Below are 19207 nucleotides of genomic sequence, written 5' to 3' on the forward strand. Positions count from 1 at the left end.
TGACGCCCGGCCCCTTCTCGTGCGGGGCGCGGGCTGCTGATGGGCTGTCCCGTGCGGTGCGTTGCAGTCTGCGGGCTGTTCTCGGCTGTGGGGGCACCTCCCGGCCGGAGGCTGGGGAGCAGTTCCCCGCGCCCCTGAAGGGGCGCCCCGCAGGGACTGGCAGACTGGTGGGGGTATTCAGAGTCATCGGTGCGGCCCGAGCGCCAGGCGGAGAGACAGAGGACGGCATGGTGGAGATCAAGACCCCGGAGCAGATCGCGAAGATGCGCGAGGCGGGGCTGGTCGTCGCCGCCATGCACGAGGCATGCGCTCAGGCCGCAGTGCCCGGCGCGACGACCAAGGACCTGGACGAGGTCGCGGCGAAGGTGCTGGCCGATCACGGCGCGAAGCCGAACTTCCTCGGATACGGCGGCTTCCCCGGCAACATCTGCACGTCGGTCAACGATGTCGTCGTCCACGGCATCCCCAGCAAGGACACCGTGCTCAAGGCCGGTGACCTGCTCTCCATCGACGCCGGCGCCATCGTCGACGGCTGGCACGGCGACGCCGCGCTGACCGTCTTCGTCGGCGAGGGCCATTCGGCGGAGCTGCACGAGCTCAGCCGGGTGACTCAGGAGTCCATGTGGGCCGGGATCGCCGCCATGCGCAAGGGCAACAGGCTCGTCGACATCTCCAAGGCCATCGAGAGCTACATCCGCCGCCAGCCGCGCCCGGCGGGCGGCAAGTACGGGATCATCGAGGACTACGGCGGCCACGGCATCGGCTCCCAGATGCACATGGACCCGCACCTGCTGAACTACGTCGAGCGGCGGCGCGGCAGGGGCCCGAAGCTGGTGCCCGGGATGTGCCTGGCCATCGAGCCGATGGTGAGCCTGGGCACACCTCGCACGCACGTTCTGTCGGACGACTGGACGGTCAAGACGAACGACGGCACCTGGTCCTCGCACTGGGAGCACTCCGTCGCACTGACCGAGCAGGGCCCGCTCGTGCTGACCGCGCGGGACGGCGGCCGCGCCAAGCTGGCCGAGCTCGGCGTCGAGGCGGCGCCGGACCCGCTGGGCTGAGACAGCGGTCGCTTCCAGCCCGGTGGATTAACCCCCTCGCACGACGGGGAGACTCCCCGATTCGTCTATTCGGGGAGCGGTGTCGTAGACTGGCTCGTCGGCCCAGGTGTACCCGTATGTCACTCGGTGAAGCCAGGGCCTCCCAGGTAGCCGATCCCGGAAGGTGAAGCGCTCAAGCATGGCCAAAAAACAAGGGGCCATCGAGATCGAGGGCACCGTCGTCGAGTCTCTCCCGAACGCGATGTTCAAGGTTGAGCTCCAGAACGGGCACCAGGTCCTCGCGCACATCAGCGGCAAGATGCGGATGCACTACATCCGTATCCTTCCCGACGACCGGGTCGTGGTGGAGCTCTCTCCCTACGACCTGACGCGCGGACGGATCGTCTACCGCTACAAGTAGATCGACAGATCGTGCCGGCTTCCCGCTCCCGTGGGGAGAAGGCCAGACCCGGAGAACCTCACACCATGAAGGTCAAGCCGAGCGTCAAGAAGATCTGCGACAAGTGCAAGGTGATCCGCCGCCACGGCCGGGTCATGGTCATTTGCGACAACCTGCGCCACAAGCAGCGCCAGGGCTGAGTAACGACCTGCCTTTCGCAGTTCCTTCGCGCGACGCGAGCAACAGTTGTATAAGCAGGGCCCGACACCGCTGACGGTGTCGATACCCCCGGTCGGAGGCCGGGGACCCTCGGCCTCGTTCTGCGAGGCGACGGGAACGGCACTGCTGCAGACCTCCGACGGAATCATCAGGAGCCATCCATGGCACGCCTCGCTGGCGTCGACCTCCCGCGCGAGAAGCGCGTCGAGGTCGCCCTCACCTACGTCTTCGGCATCGGCCGCACCCTTGCCCAGCAGACCCTGCGCGAGACCGGGGTCAACCCGGACACCCGCGTGCGGGACCTGGGCGAGGAGGAGATGGTCAAGCTCCGCGAGTACGTGGACAACAACCTTCGGGTCGAGGGTGACCTCCGCCGTGAGATCCAGGCCGACATCCGCCGCAAGGTGGAGATCGGCTGCTACGAGGGTCTGCGCCACCGGCGCGGCCTCCCGGTCCACGGCCAGCGCACCAAGACCAACGCTCGCACCCGTAAGGGCCCGCGTCGCGCCATCGCCGGCAAGAAGAAGCCGGGCAAGAAGTAGTCCACACCGGACACGCTGCAAGCGGTCCGCGTAGTAGGACCGACCACCTCACGGGAGTTATCTCTATATGCCTCCGAAGGGCCGTACGGCCGGCGCCAAGAAGGTGCGCCGCAAGGAGAAGAAGAACGTCGCCCACGGGCACGCTCACATCAAGAGCACGTTCAACAACACCATCGTCTCGATCACAGACCCCACCGGCAATGTGATCTCCTGGGCCTCCGCCGGCCACGTCGGCTTCAAGGGCTCGCGGAAGTCGACGCCGTTCGCCGCGCAGATGGCCGCCGAGAACGCGGCGCGCCGCGCGCAGGAGCACGGCATGCGGAAGGTGGACGTCTTCGTCAAGGGTCCCGGCTCCGGCCGTGAGACCGCGATCCGCTCCCTCCAGGCCACCGGCCTCGAGGTCGGCTCCATCCAGGACGTCACCCCCACCCCGCACAACGGCTGCCGCCCGCCGAAGCGTCGCCGGGTCTGAAACTGAAGTAGGAGATCACAGAACTATGGCGCGTTACACCGGGGCCGACTGCAAGCGTTGCCGTCGGGAGAAGCAGAAGCTCTTCCTCAAGGGAGCTAAGTGCGAGAGCGCGAAGTGCCCGATCGAGATCCGTCCTTACCCCCCGGGTGAGCACGGACGCGGGCGCACCAAGGACTCCGAGTACCTGCTGCAGAAGCGCGAGAAGCAGAAGGCCGCCCGTATCTACGGCGTGCTGGAGAAGCAGTTCCGCGGGTACTTCAACGAGGCCAACCGCCAGCAGGGCAAGACGGGTGAGAACCTGCTGCGCATTCTGGAGACCCGTCTGGACAACGTCGTGTACCGGGCCGGCTTCGCCAAGTCCCGCGACCACGCACGTCAGCTGGTCAAGCACGGCCACATCGCGCTGAACGGTCGCAAGACCGACATCCCCTCGGCGCGGGTGTCCGTCAACGACATCGTCGAGGTCCGCGAGTCCTCCCGTAACCTGACCCCCTTCCAGGTGGCGGCTGCGGAGGCCGGCGAGAAGACGGTCCCGGCCTGGCTGGAGGCCATCCCGTCGAAGCTGCGGATTCTCGTCCACTCGATGCCCGAGCGCCAGGTGATCGACACCCAGGTGCAGGAGCAGCTGATCGTCGAGCTGTACTCGAAGTAATCGGGTTCGGCTTGTGGCTTCGGCATCTGGCCTGAGGCTGCGCCGTGTGCGTGGCTTGGGGTCCGGGGATCATTCCCCGGGGGGTTGCAGCATCGACACCCAGGTGCAGGAGCAGCTGATCGTCGAGCTGTACTCGAAGTAATCGGGTTCGGCTTGTGGCTTCGGCATCTGGCCTGTGGCTGCGCCGTGTGCGTGGCTTGGGGTCCGGGGATCATTCCCCGGGGGGTTGCAGCATCGACACCCAGGTGCAGGAGCAGCTGATCGTCGAGCTGTACTCGAAGTAATCGGGTTCGGCTCCGGGCTCAGTGCCCGGAAAGCGGGTGCAGGGCGGTCTTGGCTGTGTTTCGGCCGGGCCGCCCGTACCCTTGCAGTACCGGCATCAAATAGCGGTTGCCGAAAACTGGAGGAACACATCTCATGCTGATCGCTCAGCGCCCTTCCCTGACCGAAGAGGTCGTCGACGAGTTCCGCTCCCGGTTCGTGATCGAACCGCTGGAGCCGGGGTTCGGCTACACCCTCGGTAACTCCCTGCGTCGTACGCTCCTCTCCTCGATCCCCGGCGCTGCTGTGACCAGCATCCGGATCGACGGTGTCCTGCACGAGTTCTCGACCGTGCCGGGCGTCAAGGAAGACGTCACCGACCTGATCCTCAACATCAAGTCCCTCGTCGTCTCCTCGGAGCACGACGAGCCGGTCGTGATGTACCTGCGCAAGCAGGGCCCCGGCCTGGTCACCGCCGCGGACATCGCGCCGCCGGCCGGTGTCGAGGTGCACAACCCCGACCTGGTCCTGGCCACCCTGAACGGCAAGGGCAAGCTGGAGATGGAGCTGACCGTCGAGCGCGGTCGCGGCTACGTCTCCGCCGTGCAGAACAAGCAGGTGGGCCAGGAGATCGGCCGGATTCCGGTCGACTCCATCTACTCGCCGGTTCTCAAGGTCACCTACAAGGTCGAGGCGACCCGTGTTGAGCAGCGCACCGACTTCGACAAGCTGATCGTCGACGTCGAGACCAAGCAGGCCATGCGGCCGCGTGACGCCATGGCGTCCGCCGGTAAGACACTGGTCGAGCTGTTCGGCCTGGCGCGCGAGCTCAACGTCGACGCCGAGGGCATCGACATGGGCCCGTCGCCGACGGACGCCGCGCTCGCGGCAGACCTGGCGCTGCCGATCGAGGAGCTGGAGCTCACCGTTCGCTCGTACAACTGCCTCAAGCGCGAGGGCATCCACTCCGTGGGTGAGCTCGTGGCGCGTTCCGAGGCGGACCTGCTGGACATCCGCAACTTCGGTGCGAAGTCCATCGACGAGGTCAAGGCGAAGCTCGCCGGTATGGGTCTCGCGCTGAAGGACTCGCCTCCCGGGTTCGACCCGACGGCTGCGGCTGACGCCTTCGGTGCCGACGACGACGCGGACGCGGGCTTCGTGGAGACCGAGCAGTACTGAGCACGTCCTGAACGATGGGGGCTCCGACCGGAGCCCCCATGACCCCCGGTACCTGACACGGCCGGGACTGCCGCCGGTGCCTGACACGGCCGGTGCAGGAACAACAAAGGAGAGACACCATGCCGAAGCCCACCAAGGGTCCCCGTCTGGGCGGCAGCGCCGCGCACCAGAAGGCGATGCTGGGCAACCTGGCGACCGCGCTGTTCGAGCACGGCCGCATCACGACGACCGAGGCGAAGGCCCGCCGCCTGCGTCCGGTCGCCGAGCGCCTGATCACCAAGGCGAAGAAGGGCGACCTTCACAACCGCCGTCAGGTCATGCGCACGATCCTGGACAAGGGCGTCGTCCACACGCTCTTCACCGAGATCGGCCCGCGGTACGAGAACCGTCCCGGTGGCTACACCCGCATCACCAAGATCGGCCCGCGTCGTGGCGACAACGCCCCGATGGCGGTCATCGAGCTGGTGGAGCCGCTGACGGTGCAGCAGCAGGCGGTCGGCGAGGCCGAGGCGGCGACCAAGCGTTCCGCGAAGGACGCCGCTGGTGACGAGGCCGTCGCCGAGCTGAAGAAGGAGTCGGCCGAGGAGTCCGCGGAGCCCGCCGAGGGCGAGTCCAAGGAAGCCTGAACCGGCAGACTGAGCGGGCCCGCCCCATCGGGGTGGGCCCGCTTTCGCTTTGGAGGGTGTCGCATGGTGCGGATTCGGCTGGACCTGGCCTATGACGGGCGGGAGTTTTCCGGGTGGGCGCGACAGCGCGGGCAGCGGACGGTCCAGGGGGAGATCGAGGACGCGCTGAGGGTGGTGCTGCGGCAGAGCGAGACGCCGGAGCTGACCGTCGCCGGACGTACCGACGCGGGGGTGCACGCGCGAGGACAGGTCGCCCACGTCGAGCTGCCGGCCGAGGTGTGGGCCGAACACGGTGAGCACCTGCTGCGCCGCCTCGCGGGGCGGCTCCCGATGGATGTCCGGGTGTGGCGGCTGAGTGAGGCCCCGCCCCACTTCGACGCCCGGTTCTCGGCGGTCTGGCGCCGGTACGCGTACCGCGTCACCGACCATCCGGGCGGCGCCGACCCGCTGCTGCGCGGACATGTGCTGTGGCACAACTGGCCGCTGGACGTCGACGCCATGAACGAGGCCGCCCGCGGGCTGCTGGGGGAGCACGACTTCGCGGCGTACTGCAAGAAGCGCGAGGGCGCGACGACGATCCGCACGCTGCAGCGGCTGGAGTGGGTGCGCCGCCCCGACGGGGTGCTGGAGGCGACGGTGCAGGCGGACGCGTTCTGCCACAACATGGTCCGCTCCCTGGTGGGCGCCATGCTCTTCGTCGGCGACGGCCACCGCCCTCCGGAGTGGCCCGCGAAGGTGCTGGCCGCGGGCGTACGGGACTCGGCCGTCCATGTCGTACGCCCCCACGGCCTCACCCTGGAGGAGGTCGCCTACCCGCCGGACTCGGAGCTGGAGGCCCGCAACCTGGCCTCCCGCAACAAGCGGACGCTGCCGGGCGTGGCGGGCTGCTGCTGAGAAGCCCGGTCCTGCTCCAGCCCCTGCCTCGGCTCACCTTCTCCGGTCCTGCCTCAGTTGCCCTTCGCGGCTGCCTCCGACTGCTCCTTGCCGCGTTTGAGAACCCGCGCATAGGCGTAGTTGGAGCCGTCCAGCGCGGCCTGCTGGGCCTTCTTGTCGCTCGCGCCCGAGGGCTGCCCGTTGGTGCGGCCCGCGATGGTGAAGTACGCGTACCGGCCCAGGGAGTTCGCCGTGGTGCGGCAGGTGACCGTGCGGCAGAAGTCGGGGACGTCGCCCCCGGGGAGGGCCACCAGGTTGGGCTGGTACTCCTTCTTGACCTTCTCGGCGGTCCTGGCGTCCTTGAAGACGGCGATACCCACCGTGACGGCGAGGTCCTTGTTCGTATAGGTGGCGCGGTAGAGCGCCGTGCAGTTGTTACGCGTCAGTACGGGGCCCAGGCCCGCGTGGGCGGCCTCCGCGCAGTTCTTGCTGGTGTCCGTCTTGGCCAGCTTGTAGGGGTGGCCGTTGATGGTGACGCGCTCGGTGGGGTACAGCGTCTTCGCGCTGAGCGGCGCCTTGTCCCGCTTGACGTCCGAGATGAAGTCCCGGGGTGGCGGCGGGGGCGGCGGCTCGTCCTTGAAGGTGGGCTCGGGCGCGTCGCTGGTCGGGGAGACGTCCTTGGCCGGGGGCAGCGAGTCCGAGGGCTTGTCGGAGGCGCCCGAAGAGCCGTCCTCGTTGACGACGGCCACCGCGACGATGCCGGCGATGGCGGCGGTGGCCAGCGCCCCGCCGCCCGCCATCAGCCAGCGGCGGCGCCGGGCACGGCTGCGCTCGGCCTGCTCGGCGAGGGCCGCCCAGTCGGGGCCCGGGCCCCCTGGGCCCGAACCACCGGGACCCGCGGAGTTCCAGCCCTCGGGGTTCCCTCCGGAGTTCCACCCGGATCCGCCTTGGGACCCCCACCCGGGTCCCCCCTGCCCAAAGCTCATGGGCGCATCCTATTGCGCCTCGTACACGGTCGGCGCAGGCGTGGTCGGAACGTGACAATCGTGGGTACGGGCCGCCTCCGGACGGGGAGCGTTTTGACCCTTGAGGGTGCGGGTCGGTACTCTACTGGTTCGTTGTGTGTATTGGCTTGCCTGTTCTCACGTGGGGGGCTATACACCGGCCTACCGGTCGATGACCAGCGATCAGCATGCGGATGCGTCACCGCATGCGATCTTGCCTGTCGTGATCTGCCTGGTTGGCCCTGTCAGGACCCAATCACTGAAGAAGCGAAGGCTACGACCGTGCGTACGTACAGCCCCAAGCCTGGCGACATTCAGCGCCAGTGGCACGTCATCGACGCCCAGGACGTCGTCCTCGGCCGTCTGGCCTCCCAGGCCGCCACCCTGCTGCGCGGTAAGCACAAGCCCGTGTACGCGCCTCACATCGACACCGGTGACTTCGTCATCATCATCAACGCCGACAAGGTGCACCTCTCGGGCAACAAGCGCATCCAGAAGATGGCCTACCGGCACTCCGGCTACCCGGGTGGTCTGCGGTCCGTCCGCTACGACGAGCTGCTGGAGAAGAACCCGGAGAAGGCCGTGGAGAAGGCCGTCAAGGGCATGCTCCCCAAGAACTCCCTGGGCCGTCAGATGCTCTCGAAGCTGAAGGTCTACGCGGGCGACCAGCACCCCCACGGTGCGCAGCAGCCCGTGCCGTTCGAGATCAGCCAGGTCGCGCAGTAAGTCCGGCCACCCCCTACGACTGAAGAGAAGCTGAGGAGAATCGTGGCCGAGACCACCGCTGAGACCCCCGTCGAGGGTGTCGAGGAGTACACGACCGAGACCCCCGAGGCCCCGGAGGAGTACACCTCCGAGTCCCTCGCCTCCCGGTTCGGCGACCCGCAGCCGGCCGCCGGCACCGGTCGCCGCAAGAACGCCATCGCCCGCGTCCGGATCATCCCGGGCTCCGGTCAGTGGAAGATCAACGGTCGCACCCTCGAGGGCTACTTCCCCAACAAGGTGCACCAGCAGGAAGTCAACGAGCCGTTCAAGGTCCTGGAGCTGGACGACCGCTACGACGTGGTCGCCCGTATCTCCGGCGGCGGCATCTCGGGCCAGGCCGGCGCCCTGCGCCTCGGTGTGGCCCGCGCGCTGAACGAGGCGGACGTGGACAACAACCGCGGCCCGCTCAAGAAGGCCGGCTTCCTCACGCGTGACGCCCGCGCGGTCGAGCGCAAGAAGGCCGGTCTCAAGAAGGCCCGTAAGGGCACGCAGTACAGCAAGCGCTGACCCGGCGCTCGCTGGAGCGAAAGACGGCAGCCCGGATGCCCCGTCGGCACCTCACCTCGGTGCCGGCGGGGCATCGGTCGTTCGGGCCGTACGCCGTAGGAGTCGTACGGCGTACGGCCCGACACCCGGTCTTGTGACGGCGGCGCACCCGCCGTCAGGCTGACAACGGGGCGTATACCTGGTGTGCCGGGCCTGATCAGGCCCGCCCGGTGAATGCCCGGAGAACGCCCCCAGAACTCGGAGGAACGACTGTGGCACGACTCTTCGGTACCGACGGTGTACGTGGTGTCGCGAATGAAGGGCTGACGGCCGAGCTGGCGCTCGGGCTGTCCGTCGCGGCGGCCCATGTGCTGACCGAGGCGAAGGCGGGAGCGGACGGCGGTCCTGAGGCGGCCGCCGACGGCGCCCGGCCGGTGGCCGTCGTCGGGCGGGACCCGCGGGCCTCCGGTGAGTTCCTGGAGGCCGCCGTCGTCGCCGGACTGGCCAGCGCCGGGGTGGACGTGCTGCGGGTCGGCGTGCTCCCGACACCCGCCGTCGCCTATCTGACCGGCTCCCTCGGTGCCGACCTGGGCGTGATGCTCTCGGCCAGCCACAACCCGATGCCCGACAACGGCATCAAGTTCTTCGCACGCGGCGGTCACAAGCTCGCCGACGAGCTGGAGGACCGGATCGAGGCCCTCCACCGCGAGCACGCCGCCGGTGAACCCTGGGCGCGGCCCACCGGAGCCGGGGTCGGCCGGGTCAGGGACTACGACGAGGGCTTCGACAACTACGTCGCCCACCTGGTCGGGGTGCTGCCGAACCGGCTCGACGGGCTGAAGGTCGTCATCGACGGGGCGCACGGCGCCGCGTCCCGCGTCTCGCCGGAGGCGTTCGCGCGCGCCGGTGCCGATGTGATCACCATCGGGACCGACCCCGACGGTCTCAACATCAACGACGACTGCGGCTCCACCCACATCGACGGGCTACGGGACGCCGTCCTACGGCACGGCGCGGACCTCGGCGTCGCACACGACGGCGACGCCGACCGCTGCCTGGCCGTCGACGCCGACGGGCACGAGATCGACGGCGACCAGATCCTCGCCGTCCTCGCGTTCGCCATGAAGGAGGCGGGACAGCTCCGCAAGGACACCGTCGTCGCGACGGTGATGTCCAACCTCGGCTTCAAGCTGGCGCTGGAGCAGGCGGGTGTGGCACTGGTGCAGACCGCGGTAGGGGACCGTTATGTGCTGGAGGAGATGAAGCGCGGCGGCTTCTCGCTCGGCGGCGAGCAGTCGGGCCATGTGATCGTCCTGGACCACGCCACGACCGGCGACGGCACCCTGACAGGTCTGATGCTGGCCGCGCGTGTCGCCGCCACAGGGAAGCCGCTGGCCCAGCTGACCGCGGTGATGGAGCGGCTGCCGCAGGTGCTGGTGAACGTGCCGGACGTGGACAAGTCGCGGGTGGGCACGGCGCCCGAGCTGGTCTCCGCCGTCGCGGAGGCGGAGCGGGAGCTGGGGGAGACCGGGCGGGTGCTGCTGCGGTCCTCCGGGACCGAGCCGCTGGTGCGGGTGATGGTGGAGGCCGCCGACATCGAGCACGCGCGGGCCGTGGCCGGGCGGCTGGCGGACGTGGTGAAGCGCGCGCTGGGATGACGCCGGGGCCGGCCGCCGCTACAGCTTCCTGAGCGAGAGCCGTCGCACCTTGTGGTCCGGGCCCTTGTGCAGCTGGAGGGTGGCCCGGCCACGGGTGGGCGCTATGTTCTGGCGGAGGTTGGGCTCGTTGATGGTGCGCCAGGTGGTGCGCGCGTAGTCGAGGGCCTCTTCCTCACGGACCGCTGTGAAGCGGTGGAAGTACGAGCGCGGGTCCTGGAAGGCGGTTTCGCGCAGCTTGCGGAACCGCTCCAGGTACCAGCGCTCGACGTCGGCCGTACGGGCGTCCACGTACACCGAGAAGTCGAAGTAGTCGGCGACGGCCAGCCGGGTGCGGCCGTCCTTGCCGGGCAACGCGGGCTGGAGGACGTTGAGGCCCTCGACGATGAGGATGTCCGGCTGGTGCACGGTCAGCCGCTCGCCGGGCACGATGTCGTAGATCAGGTGTGAGTAGACCGGCGCCGTCACCTCCGGCTTGCCCGCCTTGACGTCGGCGACGAAGCGGGTGAGCGCTCGCCGGTCGTACGACTCGGGGAAGCCCTTGCGGGACATCAGACCGCGCCGCTCCAGCTCTGCCTTGGGCAGCAGGAAACCGTCCGTGGTCACCCTCTCCACACGCGGGTGCTCCGGCCACCGGGCGAGGAGGGCCTGCAGCAGCCGGGAGACCGTGGACTTGCCGACGGCGACGCTGCCCGCGACGCCGATCACGAACGGGGTGCCGCGCTGTGGCGCGTGCCGGCCCGCGCGGTGCGGGTCGTCGAGGAAGGTGTTGAGCGCCCGGCGCAGCTCGTGCGTGGCTCCGACGTAGAGGTTCAGCAGCCGGGACAGCGGCAGGTAGATGTCCCGCACCTCGTCCAGGTCGATGACGTCGCCGAGCCCCCGCAGGGCCTCCACCTCCGCGGCCGTCAACGGGAGAGGGGTGCGCTCGCGCAGGGCGCTCCACTCCGAGCGGCCGAGGTCGACGTAGGGCTTCGTGGACACGGGGCCATTCTGCGCGGGTGCCCGGGGGTGCTCACCTCCGGGGCGGCCGACTCCGGTGCCGTGCGTACGATCTACGGACGATCTACGGACAAACGGTGTACGAGATGTGCCGACAGGGGCTATGTTCCGTTCCATGTCCTCCCCCCTGAGTCGCATACGCCGCCCCCGCACCACCCGGCGCACCTCCGGAACCGACCCGCTGGGCCCCGCGGGCCACGTCTACAGCGATCTGACCGACGGGCTCCCGGACGAGGACCTGACCGAGGACCTGACGGACTCCCTGGAGCTGTACGTCATGGGCAGCAAGCCACGCTGCGAGGAGTCGGAGTACCTGGAGCTCATGGAGGACGCCATAGAACGGATGGCGCGGGGCGAATGAGCGAGTGAGCACGCGGGGAACGCCCTGACGTGCGCGTACCCTCGATCCGTCGATGACAGTCGATGACAGTCGATGACAACGGGCGACGGGACGAGGTACGGAAGTGGGACAGCAGTGATCATCGGGGTGGGAATCGACGTCGCGGAGATCGACCGCTTCGCCGCCTCGATGGCGCGGACGCCCAGCCTGGCCGACCGGCTCTTCATCGACCGCGAGCTGTGGCTGCCCAGCGGAGAGCGGCGCGGAATCGCGTCGCTGGCGGCACGGTTCGCCGCCAAGGAGGCACTCGCCAAGGCACTGGGTGCCCCCGGCGGACTGCGGTGGACCGATGCCGAGGTGTGCACCGCGGACTCGGGACAGCCGTATCTGCGGGTACGCGGCACCGTGGCGGAGCGCGCCGCCGAGTTGGGGGTGCGCGCGTGGCATGTGTCCCTCTCGCACGACGCGGGGGTCGCCTCGGCGGTCGTGGTGGCGGAGGGCTGAGCCCCGGGACGCGGCCCGATGAGGCGGACGCCACACTGGGGGCATGAGGACTGGTTACGGCGTGGAGACCGTGCGTGCCGCCGAGCGGGCGCTGATGGCCCGGCTTCCGGAGGGCGCGCTGATGCGGCGCGCCGCCGCCGGGCTGGCGGCGGCGTGCGGACAGCTGCTGGGACGTACCTACGGGTCCCGCGTGGTGCTGCTCGTCGGCAGCGGCGACAACGGCGGGGACGCGCTCTACGCGGGCGCCCGGCTGGCCCGGCGCGGCGCCGGGGTGACGGCCGTGCTGCTGACGCCCGAACGCGCGCACGAGGGCGGGCTGGCCGCGCTGCGCGCCGCCGGAGGGCGCGTACGGGTGGCCCCGGGCGCCGTGGTCGAAGGGGTCGCCGAGCCGGTCGGCGACCTCATCGCACGGGCCGACCTGGTGGTGGACGGCATCGTCGGCATCGGCGGCAAGGGCGGACTGCGGCCCGCCGCCGTGGAGTTGGCCGACCTGGTACGGGACGCCGGAGTGCCGGTCGTCGCCGTCGACCTGCCCAGCGGGGTGGACGCGGACACCGGCGAGGTGCCGGGATCGGCGCTGCCCGCCGAGGCGACCGTCACCTTCGGCGCGTACAAGCCGGGGCTGCTGATCGACCCGGCCCGGGAGCACGCGGGAGCCGTCCGGCTGATCGACATCGGGCTCGGCCCGCACCTGCCGGGGACGCCCGACGTGGAAGCCCTGCAGCACGCCGACGCGGCGCGTCTGCTGCCGAGGCCGAAGGCGGAGAGCGACAAGTACCGGCGCGGCGTCGTCGGTGTCGTGGCGGGCTCCGGGCGCTATCCGGGAGCCGCCGTGCTGGCCGTCTCCGGTGCGCTGCGCAGCGGTGCCGGCGCGGTGCGGTACGTGGGGCCCGGCGCGGAGGCGGTGATCGCCCGCTATCCGGAGACCCTCGTCTCCGAGGGGCCGCCCGGACACGCGGGGCGGGTGCAGGCATGGGCCGTCGGGCCGGGACTGGGCGACGAACCGGCGGCACGGCAGGCCGTCGACGAGGTGGTGGCCTCCGAGGTGCCGCTGCTCGTGGACGCGGACGGGCTGCGGCTGATGGACCTGGAGGCCGTACGCGCCCGGACGGCCCCCACCCTGCTGACCCCGCACGCCGGTGAGGCGGCCGCGCTGCTCGGCGTGGCACGCGAGCAGGTCGAGGCGGGGCGCCTGACGGCGGTACGGGACTTGGCGGAGCGAACGGGGGCCACCGTGCTGCTCAAGGGCTCCACGACGCTGATCGCCGAGCCGACAGCGCCCGGGGCCGCACCTGCCCCCGTACGAGTGAACGCCACCGGCACCGGCTGGCTGGCCACGGCGGGCAGCGGCGACGTCCTCACCGGCCTGGCAGGTGGCCTCCTGGCAGCCGGCCTGTCCGCCCGCGACGCCGCTTCGGCCGCCGCCTACCTCCACGGCCTCGCCGGCCGCCTGGCCCCCGACCCGCCCTCCGCGATGGATGTGTCCGCCGCACTGGCCACCGCCTGGCAGGACGTACTCCGCGGCGACTAGGTGACCAGGGGCGCGGGGAACTGCTCCCCCGGACTCCGTCCGGGAGGTACCCCAGCAACCACACACAACCGGCAGTCGCCCGACATGGCTCGGGGGCAGGACATCAGGCGCCACCGGGCTCGTCAGCCGGCCCACTCACATCGACGGCTCCGGCGAAGCGGGCACCAGCGGCTTGCCGAACCAATGGTCGGCGTAGGGCGAATCGTTGAACGGTGCGATCTCCTCGTAGCCGAGCCGCGCGTACAGCCGCCTGGCCTCCACCAGGTCGTCCCGGGTGTCCAGCCGTACGGCCGTCGCGCCCATGTCGAGCGCGGCGTGCTCGGCGGTGTTGACCAGCAGCTTGCCCAGGCCGCTCCGGCGCGCGTGCGGGGCGACCCAGACCCGGCGGATCTCGGCCGTCGTCCCGGTCACCATGAGGACGGCGACACAGCCGCCGACGTTGCCGACGGCGCCGTCGCGATGGTCGCGGGCCAGCATGAAGACACCCTTGGGCGGGACGAGTCCGTCGTCCGGCTCCCCGGCCAGCGCGGCATCGATCTCCTGCTCGGTCGCCGGGCGCCCGTAGTAGCGGCCGGCTATCTCGCGGATGTACGCGCGGACGGTGGCGACCGCGTCGGGGCTGTCGATGGGCTCAGGTCGGATGATCCATGTCACGCCAGTCATTGTCCGAACGCCCGCAACCGGTTTTCCGTCGGCTGTCAGTGGCCGGTGCCACACTCGGGACATGACTGAGAAGAGTGCCACGAGCGGGATGCCGACCGTCTTCGCCGAGACGTTGCCGGACGACACCAGGGAAGCGGTGCCCCTGGTGGGCGACGAGCGGGAGCTGCTGACCGGGTTCCTGGACCGCTATCGCGAAACGCTGCTGCTCAAGTGCACAGGTGTGCCGATCGCAGAGCTCTCGGAGCGCAAGGTCCCGCCCTCGGGGCTGAGCCTGCACGGGCTCGTACGGCACCTCGCGGCGGTGGAGCGCTGGTGGTTCCGTATCCAACTCGCGGGCGAGCAGGTGCCGTTGCTGTACTACACGGACGACGACCCCGACCAGGACTTCGACTCCCTGGACGGGGACCCCGCCGAGGCGCTGGCCGTATGGCGGGGCGAGTGCGAGCGCTCCCGCGAGATCGTGGCCGCCATGGAGCTGGACGCGACGGGAACACACGCCCGCACGGGCAGCCCCGTCTCGGTGCGCCGGGTGCTCATCCAGATGATCGCGGAGTACGCCCAGCACTGCGGCCACGCCGACCTGCTGCGCGAGCGCATCGACGGGGTGACCGGACACTGAGGAGCCGCCCCGGGACCGGCACCTGCGACACTGAACCGGTGAACGACGTGTACGAGCACCCTGACGGCGACACCCGGGCCGAGAATCACGGCCGGGCGCGCGCCGAGATCGACCTCGGCGCGCTGCGGGACAACGTGCGGACGCTGCGCGGGTACGCGCCGCGCGCCGAGTTGATGGCCGTCGTCAAGGCGGACGGATACGGGCACGGAGCGGTGCCCTGCGCCCGGGCAGCGCGGCAGGCGGGGGCGGGCTGGCTCGGCACCGCCACCCCCCAGGAGGCGATCGCGCTGCGGGAGGCCGGGGACCGCGGCCGGCTGATGTGCTGGCTGTGGACGCCGGGCGGCCCCTGGCGTGCGGCGATCGAACGGGACATCGACGTCTCGGCGAGCGGTACCTGGGCGCTGGACGAGATCGTGGCGGCCGCCCGCGCCACCGGGCGCACCGCGCGGGTGCACCTGAAAGCCGACACCGGGCTCGGCCGCAACGGCTGCCAGCCCGCCGACTGGCCGGGGCTGGTGGCTGCCGCGCGCGCCGCCGAGGCCGAGGGCACGGTGCGGGTCACCGGCGTCTGGTCGCACTTCGCCTGCGCCGACGAACCGGGCCACCCCGCCAACGCCGCGCAGCTCGACGCCTTCCGGGAGGCCCTCGCCGTCGCCGAACGCGCCGGGCTCGACCCCGAGGTGCGGCACCACGCCAACTCACCGGCGACGCTCACCCTGCCCGAGTCCCACTTCGACCTGGTCAGGACCGGCGTCTCCGTCTACGGCCTCTCCCCGTCCCCCGAGGTCGGCACGGCGGACAGCCTCGGGCTGCGCCCGGTGATGACACTCAGCGCCTCGCTCGCCCTCGCCAAGCGCGTGCCCGGTGGCCATGGAGTGAGCTACGGATACGCCTACACCACCCCGGGCGAGACGACGCTCGGGCTGGTGCCCGTCGGTTACGCCGACGGCCTGCCCCGGCACGCGTCCGGCACCGGTCCTGTGCTGGCGGCGGGCAAGTGGCGGACGATCGCCGGGCGGGTCGCCATGGACCAGTTCGTCGTGGATCTCGGCGGCGACCGGGCTGCGGCGGGCGACCGCGTCGTCCTCTTCGGCCCCGGCGGCCAGGGCGAGCCCACAGCCGAGGACTGGGCCCGCGCGGCGGGCACCATCTCCTACGAGATCGTCACCCGGATCAGTCCCCGGGTCCCGCGGGTATACGCCAATGAGCGGGCCGACGGCTGAGCCGACCGCGCACAAGCACGGCGCTCGGCCGTCGGCACCGGTGACGGACAGGGTGCGACCGGGCGGACGGGACAGACGGGGGCGGTCATGAGCGAGGACAGCAGGGCGCAGCGGGTGGCGGACGCGCTGGAGGCCGCCGGTGCCGCACAAACCGCCCGGAGCGTGTGGCGCACGGCGGCGGCAGCCGCCGAGGGCGCGGGGGAGTACGCGCAGGGTCCGCGCGCGCCGAGCGGTGCGGGCTGGCCCCGCCGGGCGGGGGTCGCGGGCGCCGCTCTCGGTGTCGTGGCGGCCGGCGTCGCACTGGAACGCCTCACGGTGCACCGGACCGTACGCCGCAAGGCCCGGGTGGCGCTGGATGCCGCAGGCCCCTACGGCACGCTGCGCGGCGCCTCGGGCCGGGCGCGTGCCGAGGACGGCACGGAGCTGTACTACGAGGTCGACGAGCCCGCCGACCACCCGCTCGGCTGCACGGACACCGAGGCGGCGGCCACCGCCTCCGGTGACGGCCTGGGCGGTCCCGAGGTCGGCCCCGTACCCCTCCCGGAGGTTTCGGCGGGGCGGGGATACCCCGACGACGGAGGCCCGGGCCGGCTCGCCGGACGCTGGGCGCGGCTGCTGGGGCTGCTGCGGCGCCGCAGCACGAGCGACGCAGCGCCGTTGACCGTCGTCTTCTCGCACGGCTACTGCCTCAACCAGGACGTGTGGCACTTCCAGCGGGCCGCCCTGCGCGGCGCGGTCCGGTGCGTCTACTGGGACCAGCGCAGCCATGGCCGCTCCGGCCGGGGCCCGGCCGGAGAGCCCGTCTCCATCGATCTGCTGGGCCGCGACCTGAAGGCCGTGCTCGACGCCGCCGCGCCCGCGGGCCCGGTGGTGCTGGTGGGGCACTCGATGGGCGGTATGACGCTGATGGCGCTGGCCGAGCAGTATCCGGAGTACGTCGCCGAGCGCGTCGCGGGCGTCGCCCTGCTGGGCACCAGCGCGGGCGGCCTCACCGAGGTGACATACGGCCTGCCGGCCGCCGGGGTGCGGGCCGTGCGACGGGTGGTGCCCGGGGTGCTGCGGGCGCTGGCGTCCCAGTCCGAGCTGGTCGAGCGCGGGCGCCGGGTGACTGCCGACCTGTTCGCCGGCGTGGTGAAGCGCTACTCGTTCGGCAGTCCGCGCGAGGTGGACCCGGGGGTGGCCCGATTCGCCGAACGCCTCATCGAGTCGGTCCCGGTGGACGTGGTCGCGGAGTTCTACCCCGCCTTCGCCGAGCACGAGAAGAGCGGCGCGGTGCCCGCCTTCGACGGGCGCCCCTCCCTGGTGCTGGCCGGCGACCGGGACCTGATGACGCCGAGCGAGCACAGCGAGCGGATCGCGGCCGCGCTGCCCGACGCCGCGTTCGTGGTCCTGGAGGCGACCGGTCACCTGGCCATGCTGGAGCGTCCCGAGCCGGTCAACGAGCACCTGGCCCGGCTGCTGACGCGTACCATCCGGACCCATGGAAGCACCGCAACACCAGCATCCTGTCCCGCCTCCTCAGGCTCCGTCCGGCGACCCTTCGGGCGGTGAGAGCGGCACCGGCGGCCTGCCGGACACCCCCGCCGAGGGTGCCCGCGAGGTCACCGTCACCGTGCCCACCGCCGAGGCCATGCGCGCACTCGGCACCCGGCTCGCCGGGCTGCTGCGCGCCGGGGACCTCGTCCTTCTGACGGGTGAACTCGGCGCCGGGAAGACGACCTTGACGCGCGGCCTGGGGGAGGGCCTGGGCGTGCGCGGCGCGGTCACCTCGCCCACCTTCGTCATCGCGCGCGTCCATCCCTCGCTGACCGAAGGCCCGCCGCTGGTGCACGTGGACGCCTACCGGCTCGGCGGCGGCCTGGAGGAGATGGAGGACCTCGACCTGGACGTCTCGCTGCCCGAGTCGGTGGTCGTCGTGGAGTGGGGCGAGGGCAGGGTCGAGGAGCTGACGGAGGAGAGGCTGCACGTGGTCATCGCCCGCACGACGGGCGAGGGTGCCGAGGAGGGCGCCGACGACGTGCGGACCGTCACGTTCCTGGGAGTGGGGGAGCGCTGGGAGCGGGCGGATCTCGAAGCCCTCGGCTGACCGCGGCGCCCTCGGCCGGCCGCGCGCCGCTGTTCCGACACGGTTCCGACATGGCGTCGGCAAGATGTTGCGCGGTCGGTGCGGGCCGTGGTCCCATGGGAGGTGAGAGCAAGGTTAGGTATGCCTAAGTGCCACCGTGCCGACGCCCCTGGAGGAGCCATGACCGCACAGCAGCAGCGAGCACCGCGGGTGCCGCACGCGCCCGCGCGGGACGAGGCGGCGTCCGTTGGCGGCCACCCCGCCAGGCATGACGGCACGCCGCCCATGAGTCAGCTGCTCGCATCCTGCGCGGCCGCGGCGGCGGTGTCCCGCCCCCCGCGCGACGAGCCCCTCACGGACGAGGCCGACTGACCGCAGGCTGCGGCGGGACAGGGGCAACCCCTGTCAGCGCATGGGGCCCCAGTCAGCGGACTACCACCACATGCGTACCGATCGGCGCATGCAACCACAGTGCCTCGCCGTCCTCCCGCTTCTCACGGATGCCGCCCGTCTTCCGGGCGGCATCCGGCGTGGGCGTGGAGCCGTCCAGCGCGGCGCTGAAGCCGATCGTCACGCCGTCGACGCTGGCGAACCGCACGACGTTCTCGACGGGAACGCCGTCCGAGCCGGTCACATGGGAAGAGCGCGAGGTGACCTTGTAGGTGCCCGGCTCGGGGGTGACCGAGCTGGGGGAGACCGTGTAGGTCCTGGTGACCTTGGAGCCCTTGCCGACCAGCCACACCCGCTGCCGCTTGAGCGAGTAGACGACGCGGTGGCCCTGGCCCGAGGCGGCGGGCAGCGCGGTCTCCTTCCGGGCGCGCTCGCGGTTCTTCCCGTCCGAACTGCCGGGGGAGGGCTTGGCCGTCTTCCCCGCCGAGGGCTTCTCGGCGCGCTCCTGCGCGGCCGACGCCTGGAACGCGAAGAAACCGATCACGGCGAGGGCCGCTGCCGTCAGCCCGGCGACGATCACTCCGGCGCTGCCGCCACTGCTCCGTGCCACCGTGCGCTGCCACCTCTCGTGCCCGCCGCGAATGCTGACTGTCCGGCCTGTGGTTGACGGTAGCAGGAGAGAGGCGGGTGGCCGGG

General features: G+C 71.2%; 24 protein-coding genes. 20 read left to right on the forward strand and 4 right to left on the reverse strand.

From position 1 onward, the window contains the following. Positions 1 to 227: 227 nt before the first annotated feature. The 9 genes from map (at position 228) to truA (ending at position 6288) form a co-directional block, all read left to right on the forward strand. Positions 228 to 1064 carry a type I methionyl aminopeptidase gene (gene map / locus JW592_RS14590; protein ID WP_209265499.1) on the forward strand — a complete coding sequence of 279 codons (837 nt, stop codon included), beginning with the start codon at positions 228 to 230 and terminating at the stop codon, positions 1062 to 1064. Between the two features lie 178 nt (positions 1065 to 1242). Next, positions 1243 to 1464 carry a translation initiation factor IF-1 gene (gene infA, locus JW592_RS14595; RefSeq protein WP_003948620.1) on the forward strand — a complete coding sequence of 74 codons (222 nt, stop codon included), beginning with the start codon at positions 1243 to 1245 and terminating at the stop codon, positions 1462 to 1464. 65 nt (positions 1465 to 1529) lie between these two features. Beyond that, positions 1530 to 1643: a 50S ribosomal protein L36 gene (rpmJ, locus tag JW592_RS14600; RefSeq protein WP_003956441.1), complete on the forward strand. Its 114-nt coding sequence runs from the start codon at positions 1530 to 1532 to the stop codon at positions 1641 to 1643. Positions 1644 to 1823: 180 nt separating this feature from the next. Then, the gene (gene rpsM / locus JW592_RS14605; protein WP_099883489.1) at positions 1824 to 2204 is read left to right on the forward strand and encodes a 30S ribosomal protein S13; all 381 of its coding nucleotides are present in this window, start codon (positions 1824 to 1826) and stop codon (positions 2202 to 2204) included. Between the two features lie 67 nt (positions 2205 to 2271). Next, the gene (gene rpsK, locus JW592_RS14610; RefSeq protein ID WP_016473404.1) at positions 2272 to 2676 is read left to right on the forward strand and encodes a 30S ribosomal protein S11; all 405 of its coding nucleotides are present in this window, start codon (positions 2272 to 2274) and stop codon (positions 2674 to 2676) included. A gap of 25 nt (positions 2677 to 2701) precedes the next feature. After that, positions 2702 to 3328 carry a 30S ribosomal protein S4 gene (rpsD, locus tag JW592_RS14615; RefSeq protein WP_209265500.1) on the forward strand — a complete coding sequence of 209 codons (627 nt, stop codon included), beginning with the start codon at positions 2702 to 2704 and terminating at the stop codon, positions 3326 to 3328. Positions 3329 to 3745: 417 nt separating this feature from the next. After that, the gene (locus JW592_RS14620; protein ID WP_019354927.1) at positions 3746 to 4768 is read left to right on the forward strand and encodes a DNA-directed RNA polymerase subunit alpha; all 1023 of its coding nucleotides are present in this window, start codon (positions 3746 to 3748) and stop codon (positions 4766 to 4768) included. Positions 4769 to 4887: 119 nt separating this feature from the next. After that, complete coding sequence (rplQ, locus tag JW592_RS14625; protein ID WP_209265501.1) at positions 4888 to 5394, forward strand: 50S ribosomal protein L17; 507 nt, start codon at positions 4888 to 4890, stop codon at positions 5392 to 5394. Positions 5395 to 5457: 63 nt separating this feature from the next. After that, entirely contained in the window at positions 5458 to 6288 is an 831-nt protein-coding gene (gene truA, locus JW592_RS14630; RefSeq protein ID WP_209265502.1) for a tRNA pseudouridine(38-40) synthase TruA, read from the forward strand. 53 nt (positions 6289 to 6341) lie between these two features. Here truA and JW592_RS14635 read toward each other — a convergent pair whose 3' ends face one another. Further along, the gene (locus tag JW592_RS14635) at positions 6342 to 7253 is read right to left on the reverse strand and encodes a hypothetical protein (RefSeq protein ID WP_209265503.1); all 912 of its coding nucleotides are present in this window, start codon (positions 7251 to 7253) and stop codon (positions 6342 to 6344) included. Positions 7254 to 7553: 300 nt separating this feature from the next. Here JW592_RS14635 and rplM point away from each other — a divergent pair, with 300 nt between their 5' ends. From rplM to glmM, 3 genes are all read left to right on the forward strand, one after another. Continuing rightward, positions 7554 to 7997, forward strand: a complete 444-nt coding sequence (gene rplM / locus JW592_RS14640; protein WP_209265504.1) for a 50S ribosomal protein L13 — start codon at positions 7554 to 7556, stop codon at positions 7995 to 7997. Positions 7998 to 8039: 42 nt separating this feature from the next. After that, positions 8040 to 8543 (forward strand): 30S ribosomal protein S9, encoded by a 504-nt coding sequence (rpsI, locus tag JW592_RS14645; protein ID WP_099883495.1) that lies wholly within the window; start codon positions 8040 to 8042, stop codon positions 8541 to 8543. Positions 8544 to 8794: 251 nt separating this feature from the next. Then, positions 8795 to 10180: a phosphoglucosamine mutase gene (gene glmM / locus JW592_RS14650; RefSeq protein ID WP_209265505.1), complete on the forward strand. Its 1386-nt coding sequence runs from the start codon at positions 8795 to 8797 to the stop codon at positions 10178 to 10180. 18 nt (positions 10181 to 10198) lie between these two features. Here the strand turns inward: glmM and coaA are convergent, their stop codons facing one another. Beyond that, the gene (gene coaA / locus JW592_RS14655) at positions 10199 to 11158 is read right to left on the reverse strand and encodes a type I pantothenate kinase (protein ID WP_209265506.1); all 960 of its coding nucleotides are present in this window, start codon (positions 11156 to 11158) and stop codon (positions 10199 to 10201) included. Between the two features lie 133 nt (positions 11159 to 11291). Between coaA and JW592_RS14660 the strand changes: the two genes are divergently transcribed. The 3 genes from JW592_RS14660 (at position 11292) to JW592_RS14670 (ending at position 13551) form a co-directional block, all read left to right on the forward strand. Then, on the forward strand, positions 11292 to 11537 hold the full coding sequence (locus JW592_RS14660; RefSeq protein ID WP_209265507.1) for a hypothetical protein: 246 nt from the start codon (positions 11292 to 11294) through the stop codon (positions 11535 to 11537). Positions 11538 to 11609: 72 nt separating this feature from the next. Then, the gene (locus JW592_RS14665; protein WP_209265508.1) at positions 11610 to 12020 is read left to right on the forward strand and encodes a holo-ACP synthase; all 411 of its coding nucleotides are present in this window, start codon (positions 11610 to 11612) and stop codon (positions 12018 to 12020) included. Between the two features lie 43 nt (positions 12021 to 12063). Then, positions 12064 to 13551 carry an NAD(P)H-hydrate dehydratase gene (locus JW592_RS14670; RefSeq protein ID WP_209265509.1) on the forward strand — a complete coding sequence of 496 codons (1488 nt, stop codon included), beginning with the start codon at positions 12064 to 12066 and terminating at the stop codon, positions 13549 to 13551. 135 nt (positions 13552 to 13686) lie between these two features. On the opposite strand, the gene JW592_RS14675 is transcribed toward JW592_RS14670, so the two are convergent. Next, the gene (locus JW592_RS14675; RefSeq protein ID WP_229376046.1) at positions 13687 to 14214 is read right to left on the reverse strand and encodes a GNAT family N-acetyltransferase; all 528 of its coding nucleotides are present in this window, start codon (positions 14212 to 14214) and stop codon (positions 13687 to 13689) included. 61 nt (positions 14215 to 14275) lie between these two features. Between JW592_RS14675 and JW592_RS14680 the strand changes: the two genes are divergently transcribed. The 5 genes from JW592_RS14680 to JW592_RS14700 all read left to right on the forward strand — a co-directional run bounded on the left by JW592_RS14680 (position 14276) and on the right by JW592_RS14700 (position 18493). Further along, positions 14276 to 14833, forward strand: coding sequence for a DinB family protein (locus tag JW592_RS14680; protein ID WP_209265510.1), 558 nt, complete (start codon positions 14276 to 14278; stop codon positions 14831 to 14833). A 38-nt stretch (positions 14834 to 14871) separates the two neighbouring features. Next, positions 14872 to 16056 (forward strand): alanine racemase, encoded by a 1185-nt coding sequence (gene alr / locus JW592_RS14685; RefSeq protein ID WP_307805420.1) that lies wholly within the window; start codon positions 14872 to 14874, stop codon positions 16054 to 16056. Between the two features lie 87 nt (positions 16057 to 16143). Continuing rightward, the gene (locus JW592_RS14690; protein ID WP_209265511.1) at positions 16144 to 17607 is read left to right on the forward strand and encodes an alpha/beta fold hydrolase; all 1464 of its coding nucleotides are present in this window, start codon (positions 16144 to 16146) and stop codon (positions 17605 to 17607) included. Next, a complete protein-coding gene (tsaE, locus tag JW592_RS14695; RefSeq protein ID WP_209265512.1) occupies positions 17537 to 18142 on the forward strand; it encodes a tRNA (adenosine(37)-N6)-threonylcarbamoyltransferase complex ATPase subunit type 1 TsaE in 606 nt (201 codons plus the stop codon). Before JW592_RS14690 ends, tsaE begins: the two co-directional genes overlap by 71 nt. Positions 18143 to 18301: 159 nt before the next feature. Then, a complete protein-coding gene (locus JW592_RS14700) occupies positions 18302 to 18493 on the forward strand; it encodes a hypothetical protein (protein ID WP_209265513.1) in 192 nt (63 codons plus the stop codon). A gap of 52 nt (positions 18494 to 18545) precedes the next feature. Here JW592_RS14700 and JW592_RS14705 read toward each other — a convergent pair whose 3' ends face one another. Beyond that, a complete protein-coding gene (locus JW592_RS14705) occupies positions 18546 to 19121 on the reverse strand; it encodes a L,D-transpeptidase (protein WP_209265514.1) in 576 nt (191 codons plus the stop codon). Between the last annotated feature and the right edge of the window lie 86 nt (positions 19122 to 19207).

The sequence above is a fragment of the Streptomyces spirodelae genome (assembly GCF_017676385.1).
GTDB lineage: Bacteria > Actinomycetota > Actinomycetes > Streptomycetales > Streptomycetaceae > Streptomyces > Streptomyces spirodelae.